The sequence below is a fragment of the Marinobacter sp. genome, assembly GCF_052094685.1.
In the GTDB taxonomy this organism is placed as follows: domain Bacteria; phylum Pseudomonadota; class Gammaproteobacteria; order Pseudomonadales; family Oleiphilaceae; genus Marinobacter.
Genome location: NZ_JBQDKB010000006.1, coordinates 42,978 through 56,867 on the forward strand (window position 1 = coordinate 42,978; position 13,890 = coordinate 56,867).

14 protein-coding genes are annotated in these 13,890 nt (G+C 52.3%); 8 read left to right on the forward strand and 6 right to left on the reverse strand.

What is annotated here, in order from left to right:
- Position 1: 1 nt before the first annotated feature.
- Entirely contained in the window at positions 2-970 is a 969-nt protein-coding gene (locus ACTH3S_RS02485; RefSeq protein ID WP_441807440.1) for a GNAT family N-acetyltransferase, read from the forward strand.
- On the opposite strand, the gene ACTH3S_RS02490 is transcribed toward ACTH3S_RS02485, so the two are convergent.
- Positions 959-1,969 carry a LysR family transcriptional regulator gene (locus tag ACTH3S_RS02490; RefSeq protein WP_441807441.1) on the reverse strand — a complete coding sequence of 337 codons (1,011 nt, stop codon included), beginning with the start codon at positions 1,967-1,969 and terminating at the stop codon, positions 959-961. The genes ACTH3S_RS02485 and ACTH3S_RS02490 overlap by 12 nt on opposite strands.
- Before the next feature lie 246 nt (positions 1,970-2,215).
- Between ACTH3S_RS02490 and ACTH3S_RS02495 the strand changes: the two genes are divergently transcribed.
- Together ACTH3S_RS02495 and ACTH3S_RS02500 are read left to right on the forward strand one after the other, a co-directional pair.
- On the forward strand, positions 2,216-2,989 hold the full coding sequence (locus tag ACTH3S_RS02495) for a hypothetical protein (protein WP_441807442.1): 774 nt from the start codon (positions 2,216-2,218) through the stop codon (positions 2,987-2,989).
- Positions 2,990-3,039: 50 nt separating this feature from the next.
- Complete coding sequence (locus ACTH3S_RS02500) at positions 3,040-5,040, forward strand: ATP-binding protein (RefSeq protein ID WP_441807466.1); 2,001 nt, start codon at positions 3,040-3,042, stop codon at positions 5,038-5,040.
- 47 nt (positions 5,041-5,087) lie between these two features.
- Here ACTH3S_RS02500 and ACTH3S_RS02505 read toward each other — a convergent pair whose 3' ends face one another.
- Positions 5,088-5,573, reverse strand: coding sequence for a glutathione peroxidase (locus ACTH3S_RS02505; RefSeq protein ID WP_441807467.1), 486 nt, complete (start codon positions 5,571-5,573; stop codon positions 5,088-5,090).
- A 274-nt stretch (positions 5,574-5,847) separates the two neighbouring features.
- Here ACTH3S_RS02505 and ACTH3S_RS02510 point away from each other — a divergent pair, with 274 nt between their 5' ends.
- Positions 5,848-7,062, forward strand: a complete 1,215-nt coding sequence (locus tag ACTH3S_RS02510) for a pyridoxal phosphate-dependent aminotransferase (protein WP_441807443.1) — start codon at positions 5,848-5,850, stop codon at positions 7,060-7,062.
- Positions 7,063-7,074: 12 nt separating this feature from the next.
- Complete coding sequence (locus ACTH3S_RS02515) at positions 7,075-7,548, forward strand: hypothetical protein (RefSeq protein WP_441807444.1); 474 nt, start codon at positions 7,075-7,077, stop codon at positions 7,546-7,548.
- Between the two features lie 6 nt (positions 7,549-7,554).
- Here ACTH3S_RS02515 and pdxB read toward each other — a convergent pair whose 3' ends face one another.
- From pdxB to ACTH3S_RS02530, 3 genes are read right to left on the reverse strand one after another with little or no spacing between them, the layout of a single operon-like run.
- Positions 7,555-8,709 (reverse strand): 4-phosphoerythronate dehydrogenase PdxB, encoded by a 1,155-nt coding sequence (pdxB, locus tag ACTH3S_RS02520; RefSeq protein WP_441807468.1) that lies wholly within the window; start codon positions 8,707-8,709, stop codon positions 7,555-7,557.
- A gap of 16 nt (positions 8,710-8,725) precedes the next feature.
- Positions 8,726-10,015 carry a DEAD/DEAH box helicase gene (locus ACTH3S_RS02525; RefSeq protein ID WP_441807445.1) on the reverse strand — a complete coding sequence of 430 codons (1,290 nt, stop codon included), beginning with the start codon at positions 10,013-10,015 and terminating at the stop codon, positions 8,726-8,728.
- Positions 10,012-10,575: an elongation factor P hydroxylase gene (locus tag ACTH3S_RS02530; RefSeq protein WP_441807446.1), complete on the reverse strand. Its 564-nt coding sequence runs from the start codon at positions 10,573-10,575 to the stop codon at positions 10,012-10,014. Before ACTH3S_RS02530 ends, ACTH3S_RS02525 begins: the two co-directional genes overlap by 4 nt.
- A gap of 185 nt (positions 10,576-10,760) precedes the next feature.
- On the opposite strand from ACTH3S_RS02530, the gene dsbD reads away from it, so the two are divergent.
- A complete protein-coding gene (gene dsbD / locus ACTH3S_RS02535) occupies positions 10,761-12,656 on the forward strand; it encodes a protein-disulfide reductase DsbD (RefSeq protein WP_441807447.1) in 1,896 nt (631 codons plus the stop codon).
- A gap of 36 nt (positions 12,657-12,692) precedes the next feature.
- On the opposite strand, the gene tusA is transcribed toward dsbD, so the two are convergent.
- Entirely contained in the window at positions 12,693-12,932 is a 240-nt protein-coding gene (gene tusA / locus ACTH3S_RS02540; RefSeq protein WP_441807448.1) for a sulfurtransferase TusA, read from the reverse strand.
- 85 nt (positions 12,933-13,017) lie between these two features.
- Here tusA and ACTH3S_RS02545 point away from each other — a divergent pair, with 85 nt between their 5' ends.
- Together ACTH3S_RS02545 and ACTH3S_RS02550 are read left to right on the forward strand one after the other, a co-directional pair.
- The gene (locus ACTH3S_RS02545; RefSeq protein ID WP_441807449.1) at positions 13,018-13,308 is read left to right on the forward strand and encodes an antibiotic biosynthesis monooxygenase family protein; all 291 of its coding nucleotides are present in this window, start codon (positions 13,018-13,020) and stop codon (positions 13,306-13,308) included.
- Positions 13,309-13,575: 267 nt separating this feature from the next.
- A complete protein-coding gene (locus ACTH3S_RS02550; protein WP_441807450.1) occupies positions 13,576-13,824 on the forward strand; it encodes a hypothetical protein in 249 nt (82 codons plus the stop codon).
- Positions 13,825-13,890: the final 66 nt, after the last annotated feature.

A 13,890-nucleotide genomic window follows, 5' to 3' on the forward strand; every position in this document is an offset into this window, starting at 1 on the left:
CATGACCGTTCGAATCCGAAAATACAGCTGGCCGCTTGCTCCTGAGCCTATCCGGAGCATCCGTCATAAAGTATTCGTTGATGAGCAAAAAGTCCCCCCTGAGCTGGAATGGGACGATACCGACGAAATTGCCGATCACTTTCTCGCGGTACTCCCCGACAATACCCCTGTGGGTGTGGCCCGGCTGTTCTCAACACTGGGTGAAACCGGCCACATTGGGCGCATGGCCATTCTGCCGGAATTCCGCGGCCAAGGCATAGGCGAGGCTATGCTGCAGTACCTCATTGCCGAAGCCGCCGGGCAGTACCAGGAACTGAAGCTCTCGGCTCAGCAACACGCCGTAGCCTTCTATCAGCGTGCCGGATTCCATGTGTGCTCAGAACCTTACGAAGACGCAGGTATTCCCCATTTAGACATGCGCTGCCTTGCTCCTGCGCTACTTAACGCCCAGGCCGGCGCTGACAGATCACGCCCGATGCTGCTGGGCGAAGACACACAGTCTTGGCTCTTCGAAAACGAAAGCAGCATGCTTAATCTGATGGATTCCATGTTGGGCCAAACAGGTCAACGGCTATGGCTGTATGACCGAATACTGGCGCACGACTTTTACGATCGCCAAAGATTCATAGAGTTGGTATCCAGCCTTGCACGTCGTCACAGGCTTAGCGAGATCCGGCTGCTGATTCATGACGATCAGCCGCTAATAAAGCGCCGCCATCAGTTGGTGGAACTCATGCGAAGGCTCCCCAGCCGTATTGAGCTGAGACTGATCAACACTGATTACCCCCACGAAGATCAGCCTTTTATGCTCGCAGACCGGCAAGGCATGGTGTACCGGCATGACTTTACCCGGCCTACAGGGTTTGCCGGGTTCGCCGACAGCGGCCGGGTAAAACGGCTGTCGGAAAAATTCCAGCGCATGTGGGACGCAGGGCGCAGTTCGCTTGAGTTGCGCGAACTACCGCTGTGACTGATGCGCCAAAGGTGTGTCTACAGATTCAAAGCGGGCACCAAAAGGCGCAAATTCCACATCAACCTCTTCTGCCACATCTGAAATAAGCCTGCGCAGCCATTGGTGGTCGGAGTTGTGTTGCAATAGCGGGCTCCATGCCATTTTCAACTCAAACGGCGGAATCTCGAAGGGGGGTATCTTCACCACCAGGTTAGCATTGTCTTTTTGCAGCCAGGCTGCCCGGGAGGGTAGCGTGGCAATCAAATCGTGCTGTTCCGCCAACAGCATGGCCGACTGATAGTGCCGGGTAAACACCGAAATCTGTCGCTGGCTTCCCATTCTGGACAAGGCCTCATCCACCCAGCCAAGGCGCTGCACATCTTTGGGGTTTACCCCAACACCCACGCCGAAGCCGGTTTTGCTAACCCATATATGGCTGGCACCCAGGTAGGTATCCAGTGTGAACGGCTCTTTCAATATGGGGTTGCGGGCGTTCATCAGGCAGGCAAAATATTCGATCCAAAGCGTCTTCTGGTGAAACGACTGGGGGATTTTATCGAAGCGGTTAATCGCCATATCAAGGCGCCCCTGCTCCACATCCAAAAAGCTCACATCACTTGGGGTCAGCACATCCAGGGTTACATGGGGAGCCTCTTGCCGGATTCTCCGCAAAACCCTGGGCATCAGGCAGGACTCGGCATAGTCACTGGCCATAATGCGAAACACCCGCTGGCTTTCCAACGCCGCAAACGGTGTTTTTTCCTGCACCGCTTGCTCAATGTCTGAAAGGATACTGCGCACCAGCGGTTGCAGTTCACGGGCACGCTCTGTGGCCGTCATGCCCTCACTGGTTCTAACCAACAACGGATCACCGAACAAATCCCGCAACCGACGCAGGCTGTTACTCATAGCAGGCTGAGTAATGCCAAGATGGTTTGCAGACTTGGTTACATTGCGCTCCCTAAGCAAAACATCAAGATAAACCAGTAGGTTGAGATCAATGCGGGAAATATCCATGAACAGCTCCAGGACACAATACAGATCATTAGCCGGGTACAACCCATGCACCCCATTCACCAGTGTAATATACAGGATAAAAACAATTCACTAAATCAATAAGCAAAACGAACTTTCACATTTGATTTCAGATTCAATGTCATATTTCTGCTAATCTTTCTGATACTTGCCGAAAAAATCGGTATACCGAGTCAGAATTCTATACAAGGCATAACTTACCCAAAAGCCGGAGCCGGTACACAAAAGATGAACACCACCACCATCATTCTTGCCTTGGCGGCCATCGTTGCGATTTCGATCGTCGTTCTTGTAATCAGCCAGATGCGCGAAAAGGCCCGGATTGATCGTGTTCGCCGAATCACGGCACTCGAAGATAGCTACAAGCGCTGTAACCGCCTGCTCTCTGAGCTTCCAGGGCAATATCTAACAGGCGACCTGAAGCTCTTACTGCTCAAACGCATGGAAGATGCCTGCAACGACCTAGCCAGGCTAAAATCCGATCAGCCTGTTGAACAGTGGCTTGAGTCGGTGGTGCAATTCAAAACTCAGGTTCAGGAAAACCGTGATGAGGTACGAGCGGTCAGAATAGATTCAGCAGAAAAAGCCACCTATGTTAAAGAACTGCTTCAAAATCTGTTCAAAATGATTGAAGCCATGCACAAAAGTGGCCGCATCGATGGCACAACCGCTAAAAAGAATCTGAAGTATGTTCTATTTCTGGTACACAAAACTCACGCAGATTTGCACGTATTCCAGGCCCGCGACCTTATCCGCCAAAATGAAATACGCAAAGCTATTCACGCCTATCACTTGGCCAGCACAGAAATGGGTAAATCCAAGGATAATCCGCTTGCCATGAAAGCGGTCAAAAGTTTCCGCATCCGAATAAAAGAACTGGAGGCCATGAATGCGGATGGTGAGAACAGCAGCTCTGCAGAATCTGAATCGCAACTCGACAAGCAGTGGGACAACTTTCTTCACGATGAAGAGTGGAAGAAAAAAGCGGATTACGACGACTAAAGATATGAGACGAATACCAAACCTGCCCGCGAACAGGGACTGTGACACCTGTGACTAAAGGCTTCAAACACCGGCTTTCCTACCGACTCACCCGTGACACAGTGCTGATCGCCATGGTGCTGGGGCTTATTTTAAACATCGCACAGATCACCCTGGATTACTTCGGTGCCCAGCGCTCCATGGACGAGGACATCCAGGCACTAATTGAAGTCAGCCACAGCCCCGCTTCCCAAATTGCGTACAACATTGACGTACGCCTGGCAGAAGAGCTACTCGACGGCCTTCTTAGGCACCCAGCCACCATTGATGCGAGGATTGTCGATAGCGAAAACGCCACCATGGCCGCCGCCAGCAAGAGCAGCCCAACCTCATCCTATCGTTGGATCAGTGATGAACTGTTTGGCGCTAACCGGGTTTTTAGCAGAGAGCTGCGTGTTTCACAGCTAAATGATCTCCCTCTCGGGCACCTGGTGGTAACCGTTGACACGTATCACTACGGCCTGCAATTTCTGGAACGGGCTAGTTACACGTTAATCAGCGGGCTTCTAAAAAGCCTCATTCTTTCCGCTTCATTGCTTGGCATTTTCTATCTAATCCTTACACGGCCAATGCTCAGTGTTATCAATGCACTCGGCCAGGTTAAGGCAAGCTCACCAGAGAAGATCCGCTTGCCTGTTCCCCTAGGTCATCAGCAGGATGAAATAGGCACCATGGTGGGGATTATCAATCAGCACTTGGGAACCATAGATTCCACCCTCGCCCAGCTCCGCTTGGCGGAAAGTACGATGAAAAACTATTCCACCGAGCTGGAACAAGAAGTTGAAAGCCGAACCCGGGAAATATCTGATAAAAACCACGCGCTACAGCGGGGCAACCGGGCGCTGGTAAAGGCCAAAGAAGATGCCATGCGCAGAGCCAGAGCACGGGCGAATTTTCTGGCCAGCATGAGCCATGAAATACGCACCCCACTGAACGGCGTGCTGGGGATGCTAGGGCTTGCTGTGGAAAGTGAGCTGGATTCTGCCAAGCGACATCGCCTTCAAATCGCCCTATCAGCTGGGGAAAGCCTGCTCGGCATACTCAATGACATTCTGGACATCTCTAAGGTTGAAGCCGGGAAGCTCAATCTGGAGCACATACCATTCGATATACGCGGCCTGATTGAAGAGTGCGCCATGCTGCACTCCCAGCAAGCTCAAAATAAGGGCGTTGAGCTAATTGCAGAGACGGGGTCAAAGTTCCCAGACCAGTTTCTGGGCGACCCAACTCGTATTCGCCAGATTCTGAATAATCTGCTTAGCAATGCCATTAAATTTACCGACTCAGGCAACGTGCGAATCACCGCTGACTATTTTGAAAACACTCTGACCATTGATGTGGCCGACACGGGCATTGGCATGAGCAAAGAGGGGCTGCGTCGAATATTTTCACCCTTCTCTCAGGCTGATACCCAAACCACTCGTCTGTATGGCGGTACGGGGCTAGGGCTAACGCTCTGTCGCCAGCTGATTGAGCGCATGCACGGTGAAATCAAGGTCGACTCCACGGAGCAGCAGGGAACCCGGTTTACCGTCACCTTGCCAGTACCTGTATATAGCAACTTAGCCACTGAGAACCCCGACCAGTTTGTTGAGCCCGCCGGCTTACCCGAAAGTATCAGCGCACCACAACGCTCGCTCCGGATACTTCTGGTTGAAGACAATGAGGTAAACCAGATGGTTGCAGGCATGCTATTGAAAAAAATGGGGCACAACATAGATACGGCCGAAAATGGCCAACTGGCCCTTGAAGCCCTGGAGCAACAACACTACGACCTAGTACTCATGGACTGTCAAATGCCGGTAATGGATGGCTACGAGACCACACGCAGAATCCGCCAAAACCCTCACTGGAAAGACTTACCAGTGATAGCCGTTACCGCGAACGTGATGCTCGGAGATAAGGATGACTGTTTTGCCTGCGGCATGAATGACTACATCACCAAACCCTACAACCGACACCAACTGAGCGCGGCAATTACCCGCTGGACAGCTCCCACTGAGCCTCAATAACCCATAACATCGCACTCGGCGCCCTTCAAGCTAGCCGCACAAGTGCACTATAAGAGCTTTTCAATATCTGCCTTGATGTCTTCAGGTTTGGTAGTTGGCGGGTAACGACCCACTACGCTGCCGTCACGGCTAACCAGAAACTTGGTGAAATTCCACTTTACTTTCTCTGATCCCAAAAGCCCTTTTGCTTCGCCCTTCAGGAACTGAAACAGAGGGTGGGCATCCTCACCGTTAACATCCACCTTTGAGAACATGGGGAAATCTACACCATAGTTCAGGCTGCAAAACTGGCTAATCGCTGCATCATCCGCAGGGTCTTGATTCATGAACTGATTACAGGGGAAACCAAGAACCTCAAGCCCCTGCTCACCCAATTCTTTGTGTAAAGACTGCAGTCCCTCAAACTGAGGTGTGAAACCGCACTTGCTGGCCGTATTCACAATCAACAGCACCTGGCCTCTATAATCGGCCATCTTTTTTTCATTTCCTTTGATATCTCGTGCAGTGAAGTCATAAATCGAAGAACTGGCCACGGGTGTCTCCTTGGCAAAACCATGGATGCCTGTGCAAAACAGGCGAAATTGAAGTTGCGCATATGTAGATTGTGCAATCGATAGTTTAAGGATATACAGCGTAGCTCGCCCCCGCAAACGTTCTATAGCGTATGAATTTAGGGAATATGGAGCTAACTTGCCATAATTGATCACAATTACCCTGTTGCCGTTGGCCCCGCCTCCGCTAGAATAGTGTTTTGCCAGAACGGCAAGAGCCTGTTTTACGTTTACTGACTGAGGAAGCCCGGGTCTTATGCAGAACTACTACAAATCCGCCAAGCTGGATAACGTGTGTTATGAAATCCGTGGCGTAGTGATGCGCGAGGCACGCCGGCTAGAAGAGGAAGGCAACCGGGTGCTCAAACTCAATATCGGTAACCCTGCGGCTTTTGACTTGGATGTGCCCGAAGAGATCCAGCAAGACGTTATCTACAACATGCAGCAGGCCCAAGGCTACGTGGAATCCAAAGGACTGTTTTCCGCTCGCAAAGCGGTGATGCACTACTGCCAGCAGCGTGGCATCGACAAAGTTGATATCGACGACATTTTTCTAGGCAATGGTGTCAGCGAACTGATCGTAATGTCGATGCAGGCCATGCTCAACACCGGCGATGAAGTGCTTATTCCAGCACCCGATTATCCGCTCTGGACAGCCGCTGTCACGCTTTCAAGCGGTAAGCCTGTGCACTACCACTGTGATGAGGAACAGAACTGGTTCCCGGATATCGACGATATCCGTAAAAAGATTACTCGCCGCACCCGGGCGATTGTACTAATCAACCCGAACAACCCCACAGGTGCGGTCTATAGCACGGAACTGCTCGAACAAGTCATTGAGTTGGCGCGTAAACATAACCTGATCGTGCTTTCTGACGAGATCTACGACAAGATCCTCTATGACGGCACCCAGCATGTACCCACCGCATCCCTAGCCGACGATGTGCTCTTCTTCACCTATAACGGTCTTTCGAAGAACTATCGGGCCGCCGGTTACCGCTCCGGCTGGATGATTATTAGCGGCGCCAAACATCTCGCCAAAGATTTGATTGTAGGCATCGACATGCTCTCCAACATGCGCCTATGCGCCAACGTTCCGGCGCAGCTAGCCATACAGACGGCACTGGGCGGTTACCAGTCCATCGATGATTTGGTTGCCCCAGGCGGTCGCCTATACGAACAACGCGAAACCGCTTGGCGAATGCTAAATGACATTCCCGGCGTAAGTTGCGTGAAGCCCCAAGGTGCGCTGTACCTGTTCCCAAAGCTGGATCCGAAAAAGTTCCCGGTCGTGAATGATGAAAAACTGGTACTGGATTTACTGCTGCAGGAAAAAATTCTGTTAGTTCAAGGCTCCGCGTTCAATATGGACGACAAACAGCACCTTCGGGTTGTGTTCCTACCCCGTAAAGATACGCTGGAGGATGCGATGGGAAGGCTGGGCAACTTCTTGGAAAACTACAGGCAGTAAAGGAATACGCTAATGGCAGATATCCACGTTGAAGAGTTTTATAAAGACGCAGCCGTAGCCTTGGCGCAGCTTTATAGCGCCTTCCCAAGGCGGGTAAACCTGTTTGTAGAGGATATTGCAGGCCCAGACGAGCCGGATGAGTTCGGCTTGCACAGCAAACGTCACATGGCCTGCTTTGGTGCGCTACTGTGGTTGGCAGAAGAAGGATTTTTGCGCTATGTGGATACAATTCGGCAGGAGGCCATTGATCAGGCAGTTCTCACCCAGGAGGCGTTTACTCGCCTGAGTTCGCCAGCACCAGAAGCTCTCGTTCAAGAGCTCAGTGGGCCGGAAGACCCCGCAAGAACATCCCTACCTCCCTCTTTGCAGGAAGATCTCTCCAGCCACATTCACTTGGTGCGTACCGCGCTGAAAAGCCGCCAATCTCTGCGTATTGGCCACGCGGTTCGAGCCACGCTGTTTGCGGAAAAGTCGTCAGAGCGTTAGCTATCGTCAGATTTTCAGCTTGAATCCGATCGCACGGAAGCTGTCATGCAGGGATTTACTCGTACCTTTTAACTGTACCTTCAGGCTGGAACATTCCCGTCGCACCGGATAATCCCGGCGCAAACGATCAAATGCAGCCCCGCGTTCGTCTTCAGGTGCTTTCATGGCGTGACGCAAGCGCGCGTCATCCTGTCGTGGATCGTAACAGGCCCGCAGGGCGATTTGGATGGCGTTACGCTCATCAGCTGCGCTGGTAAACGATACTTTACTCAGAGCCGGCTCGGGAAGAAACTGCCCGGCCTGCTTGCGCACTGGCAGGCCCATGAATCTGCTCATGGTCTGGTAAATCATTTCGGTACCCTGAACCTTACCCTCAAGGCTATAGCCTCCGATATGCGGTGTGGCTAGCCATACTCTATCCACTAACTCAGAGCTTATCCGCGGCTCTTGCTCCCAAACATCAAGCGCTACCAGCGGCGCATTAGCCTGATCCAGACGCGCCTGAAGTGCTACGCCGTCGATTACCCCGCCCCGACCAGCGTTGATCAGGAGCTGCTCAGACGTAAACCCGGAAAGCTCTCGCTCTCCGATCATGTGATAGGTTGGATGTTGGGAATCACGCGTGAGAGGGGTATGGAATGAGACCACGTCACAGGCAAGCGCCTCATCCAAATCAACAAACGTATCGGCAGTTTCCCGCTCACGCTCAGCTCTGGGCGGATCACAAAGTTTAATGCGGAACCCTAAACGAGCGAGTTTTTCAGCCAGTTCGCTGCCTACATTCCCAACACCAACAATCCCGACACTAAGCTGCGACCAGTCGTCCAGTGCACAGCGCTCGGCATACAGGGATAAAACCGCCAGCACATACTCGGCAACGCTATTGGCATTGCAGCCTGGTGCAGCCGAAAACTGAATGCCGTTTTCTTTAAGCCAGCCCAGATCAATGTGATCGGTGCCGATGGTCGCTGTTCCGACAAAGCGCACACGGCTGCCTTCTAGCAGAGCGCGATCAACCCGTGTGACCGACCGAACCAGTAGCACATCCGCATCGCGCACATCTTCAGTACTCATGGTGCGACCAGACACGCGCCGGATCTCACCAATATCGCCAAAAAAAGCGTCCAACAACGGGATATTCTCGTCTGCGACGATCAACATGTAGCTGTCAGCCTTATCAGTTCCTGCGTGGGCGCGAATGGCGACCACCTGGCCCACCACGACCACCCTGCCCTTGGGGCGGTCGACGACCACGCTTACGGGTAATGGGCGGATTATCCATTTCAGTCATCAGCACTTCATCCGGCACAGCGGTTTTGAGCTTCTGGCTGATATAAGACTCAATAGCAGGAAGCGCAAACGAGTCATCCTCACCTGCAAAGCTCACAGACACACCGGTTTGGCCTGCCCGGCCCGTACGGCCAATGCGGTGTACATAGTCTTCAGCGTTATCAGGCAGGTTGTAATTGAATACATGGGTAACACCGTTTACGTGAATACCCCGCCCTGCCACATCCGTAGCCACTAGAACCTGAATACTGCCCGCTTTGAACTGTTCCAGGGTTTTCAGACGTTTGTTCTGGGCAATTTCACCAGACATCAGGGCAACTTTAACCCCCTGATTGCGCAGATCCTCTTCCAAATCACGACACTGATCACGACGGTTGGCAAACACCAGCGCCTTTTCTACCTCGGGGCGCTTCAGGTAGTTCACCAGCACTGGGAGCTTCTCGTCATCGCCCACCAAATAAACGGTTTGCTCAACCCGCTCTGCGGTTTTCTGCTCTGGTTCAATCTCTACAAACTCGGCATTGCTGGTCCACATGGAGGCCAGGTTGAGAACGTCTTGGTTGAAGGTGGCACTGAACAACAGTGTTTGACGATCATCCTTTGGGCTACATTTGCGGATAATGCGCTTTACGTCTGGGATAAAGCCCATGTCCAGCATGCGGTCTGCCTCATCCAAAATGAGGATATCCAGCTGATCAAGGAACACATCCTGGGAACCCAGAAAATCAATCAGGCGGCCAGGTGTAGCAACCAGAATATCAACAACGCCGTTATGTAACTGTTCACGCTGCTTATCATAGTGCATACCGCCAACCACGGTGACCACGTTATGGCCCGTGTGCTGGCACAGTTCCTCAGCATCCTTGGCAATCTGCATGGCAAGTTCGCGAGTGGGTGCCAGCGCCAGAACACGGGGTTCCGACGCGAATCGGTCGCCTTCCGGTATAGGAGTTTCCAACAAGCTTTGGATAGCCGTAATAAGGAACGCCGCCGTTTTCCCGGTTCCGGTCTGGGCTTGGCCAATCAAATCTTCACACGCCAGTGTCCAGGGCAGAGTTTCTGCTTGAATCGGTGTGCAATATTCGAAACCGATGGCAGCGATGGCGTCCAACAAGCGTTTATCCAGATTCAGTTCGCTGAATCTCAGATCGCCGGTGTGCTTTGGGTCAGATGTCATGGAGTCTCAGTATGCCTCATAATGTTCTTTTCAGAATATAACGGAACCACGCGCCCAACGTCGTCGCGCCAGGCTTTACTGAAGGTATCGCCGGTTCCATAAAACGATTTCAGCGTATCAAAAAAGGATTGCGCCCGCTTTGGCAGGCCTCCAGCCAGGTAGTCCTGCGCCTGTTCCAGTACGTTGCAACGGAATCCATAGTCGTCAGATGCGCCGTTTCCAGACAGGTTGTCCACGCTGATATGAAAACGCGAACCGGCGGCAATGGAAAATAACCACTCCATAGCCTGGGGCTTTACCTCAACCTGCTCAAACGCTAGCTGCTGTTCGGATGTGCGTCCGTCCGGACAGTACCAATAGCCATAATCGTGAAGTGTGCGCCTATACTCACCCGCTACGCACCAATGGCTTATTTCGTGTAAAGCACTGGCATAATAGCCGTGGGCAAAAACAATCTGTGCAGGTTCTTTGGCACTGCCTGCAGGCAGGTATTCTGGTTCTTCGCCGCCTCTGACCAGTATCGTCCGGAAACCTTCCCGAAACAGGTCATTAAACAGCATGATAAGATCGTTTGGACTGTGATTCATTGGGGAGCTATTGTGCGACTTTAAAGCGCCCAATGCCAGAGGGAACTTTTGCACCGGCTTTGTGTCCATTGGATGCCTGAACATTACCGTACTAAGAGCTCATCTGGCATAGCCGGCGATCTCCTTTATCTCAAACCAACCGGGAAATTGCGCACTTCATGACAGCCCCATCTACTGCACTTGGCCGCATTTATCGCCTCACGGGGCCATTCACCCTGTTATTTATGTTCGCACTGCTGCTTACAGCAACGAACTCAGCCTGGGCATTTGGCGACAACAGTTCTCTTTTCGGTAGCCAAGGCAACCAGTTCCTCCAAGTGGATGAAGCCCTTCCGTTCAGCCACACTACGGAAGAAAATGCAGTTGTGTTGTCTTGGGACATAACACCCGGGCATTATCTTTATCGCGATCGCATCAGCATAAAAGCACTGGATGATGGCGCCACCGCCGGCGCCATCGAGTATTCCAGCTCAGGCACCGAAACAGAAGACGAGTTCTTTGGCAAAACCACGGTTTTTTTTGATCCTATAGAAGCGACGGTGCCGGTAACCCTACCCGCCAACATTCGTGAAGCCCGCTTTGAAGTAACCTACCAAGGATGTGCAGAAGCGGGCCTGTGCTACCCGCCCCAGACTCGGGAAGTGCTATTTTACCAAAGCCAAGATTCCAACTCTGCCACAGAGCCAGGCAACCTGAGCAACACTACACAAACCGGAACAACACAACAGGTCGATACCCATTCAGCAACTGGGCTTGCTGGTTTTCTCTCCGAGCAATCAACCTTGGTTATTGCCGGTGTCTTTTTCTTACTTGGTCTGGGGCTGACCTTTACACCTTGTGTGCTACCCATGGTTCCTATTATCTCTTCTCTGGTTTCCGGGCAAAACACCCGTACAACCGGGCATGCGCTTTTGCTTTCAGGCAGTTACGTGCTGGGCATGGCACTTACCTATGCCGCCGCCGGCGTTCTTACGGGGCTGTTGGGCGCAAGCTTCAACTTACAGGCACAGCTGCAATCACCTTGGGTGCTTGGCGTGTTTGCCCTGATGTTTGCCGTGTTTGCACTGTCTATGTTTGAGGTGTTCGAGATCCAGCTCCCGCGTTTCATTCGCGAGCCCCTGAACGACGCCAGCCAACGCATGACCGGCGGCCGGGTGATCAGCATTTTTGGCATTGGTGCGCTTTCCGCCTTAATCGTATCGCCCTGCGTCTCTGCACCACTTGCAGGCAGCCTGCTGTATATATCCACCACACAAGATCCGGTGGTCGGCGGTATTGCTTTGCTGGCGCTTGGGCTGGGCATGGGTGTTCCGCTTATTCTTGTAGCCGTTGGCGGGCGAAAGCTTCTGCCAACTACAGGTCACTGGATGACTACCGTAAAACATTTTTATGGTGTGATGCTGTTAGCCGTCGCCATCTGGCTAATTGAACGCTTGGTTCCAGGCTGGATTGGCCTCACCCTGTGGGGCATCCTGATCGCTATAACGGGTGTGCAACTGGGGGCTTTCGACGCAGCCAAAGCCGGTTGGGAGCGCACCAGAAAAGGCCTGGGACTGGTCTTTTTCGCCTATGGCTTGGCATTGTTAGCCGGGGCAATGGCTGGCGCCAATGACCCACTCGCTCCCTTAGACCCCTTCATCGCAAAAGCGACACCTGGCAGCGCAACAGGCTATACCGGCAGCCACGCGGACTTTAACCGGGTGGAGGCGCCAGCCAAAATCGAGACCATGCTAATGCAGGCCCAACAGAAAGGGCGCCCAGTTGTGCTGGATTTCTATGCAGACTGGTGTATTTCCTGCAAAGTTATGGAGCGAAATGTGTTCAGTGATGCAGAAGTCGTTCGTGCGCTCGAGCCCTTCACATTGCTGCAAATTGATATGACAGATAACACCAAAGCTCAGCAGGCGATGCTAGACAACCTCGGCCTGTTCGGGCCGCCAGCTATCCTGTTCTACGATAATAACGGCGAAGAGATGGCGCCCCAGCGTGTTCTGGGCGAAATGAACAAGAGTCAGTTCCTGGATCATATCAACGGCTTACCCTCTGCCATCTAATCGTCCACATTCCATTGATGCCCGGTAAACGCCGGGTTAATCGCCGCGCCGTATAAGATAAATAAAACGATCGCCCTGCTCCGTGTGGCTAACCAATTCATGCCCCAAAAACTGGCAAAACCTGGGAACGTCACGGGTTGTGGAAGGGTCTGTTGCGACAACCCGTAAGATTTTTCCGGGCGCCACATCGTTAATTCGGTTGTGAAGCATCATCACCGGTTCTGGGCAAAACAGGCCACAGGCATCCAACTCGGCATCATACTCAACAGCTGTCATAAGCCATCTCCTTCAGTTTGATCTGATTTTTCAGAAATACGTGCTAAATTACTGTTTATACCATTAAAACATCTGGAGGATTTTTATGATCCGGGTTCTGATTGAACGCCATATAGCCGAATCCCTTGAAACTGCCTATGAGGAACGCTCCCGTAAGGTACTGCAACGCGCCGTCGCAGCGCCGGGATTCATTTCCGGAGAAACACTGGTTGCCAGTAACGACCCCAACCATCGAATCACCCTCGCCAACTGGCGATCCGAAGTCGATTGGAACCGCTGGTACCTGTCCGATGACCGTCGCGAACTGATGGCAGAATTGGTTCCGATGATGGATATGGATGAAGCCATAACAGTGCTTAAACAAAGCGGCATTTAACCTAAATACATCAAGCCTGTGACGATTCGCATAACTTTAAAGAGTTTAACAGTATAGATTGTGTACGCTCGCTACACTTCCGGATTCCAATGTCTTCGGAAATTACTGATGTACTACGTGTGCTAGCACCAATCATCGCCTGGCGACCCAGCTTACAACGCAACGCACCCGAATGAACTGCCAGAACATCTAGAATGGGCACCCTCTCACGGGCACGAACTGGTCTTCAGCCATACCCGCTCGGTTTACTGGGCGCGGTTGTAACCGGTGATCAGCAGCCTTGGCTACCTGGCAGATTTCTTAGCCCGAGAGTCGCTGATGCAGATAGCTATAGGTGGCCAGATCATACTTCTCAACTACACTATGGTTCAGCGCGGGCGACTTCTGAGCAACAAATCACTTGAGGCGGAGCAGGAGGCGTGGGCTGACCTGGAAGAGTTTTTTGAGCGCGCCGACAACGCGCTATATAAAGCGAAGGCCCGGGGGCGCAATCAAACCGCTATAGCCAAGAGTTAGAGAAATCACTTCCGCCTCAATGCTGCTTTTTTGTTCTTAATCAAGTTTGCCAAGTTCAACTCGAAC

Coding starts and splice junctions, on each gene's coding strand:
- ACTH3S_RS02510 (WP_441807443.1), top strand. CDS start 5,848: ATGCAGAACTACTACAAATCCGCCAAGCTGGATAACGTGTGTTATGAA.
- dsbD (WP_441807447.1), top strand. CDS start 10,761: ATGACAGCCCCATCTACTGCACTTGGCCGCATTTATCGCCTCACGGGG.
- ACTH3S_RS02490 (WP_441807441.1), bottom strand. CDS start 1,969: ATGGATATTTCCCGCATTGATCTCAACCTACTGGTTTATCTTGATGTT.
- ACTH3S_RS02530 (WP_441807446.1), bottom strand. CDS start 10,575: ATGCTGTTTAATGACCTGTTTCGGGAAGGTTTCCGGACGATACTGGTC.
- ACTH3S_RS02495 (WP_441807442.1), top strand. CDS start 2,216: ATGAACACCACCACCATCATTCTTGCCTTGGCGGCCATCGTTGCGATT.
- ACTH3S_RS02525 (WP_441807445.1), bottom strand. CDS start 10,015: ATGACATCTGACCCAAAGCACACCGGCGATCTGAGATTCAGCGAACTG.
- ACTH3S_RS02515 (WP_441807444.1), top strand. CDS start 7,075: ATGGCAGATATCCACGTTGAAGAGTTTTATAAAGACGCAGCCGTAGCC.
- tusA (WP_441807448.1), bottom strand. CDS start 12,932: ATGACAGCTGTTGAGTATGATGCCGAGTTGGATGCCTGTGGCCTGTTT.
- ACTH3S_RS02485 (WP_441807440.1), top strand. CDS start 2: ATGACCGTTCGAATCCGAAAATACAGCTGGCCGCTTGCTCCTGAGCCT.
- pdxB (WP_441807468.1), bottom strand. CDS start 8,709: ATGTTGATCGTCGCAGACGAGAATATCCCGTTGTTGGACGCTTTTTTT.
- ACTH3S_RS02545 (WP_441807449.1), top strand. CDS start 13,018: ATGATCCGGGTTCTGATTGAACGCCATATAGCCGAATCCCTTGAAACT.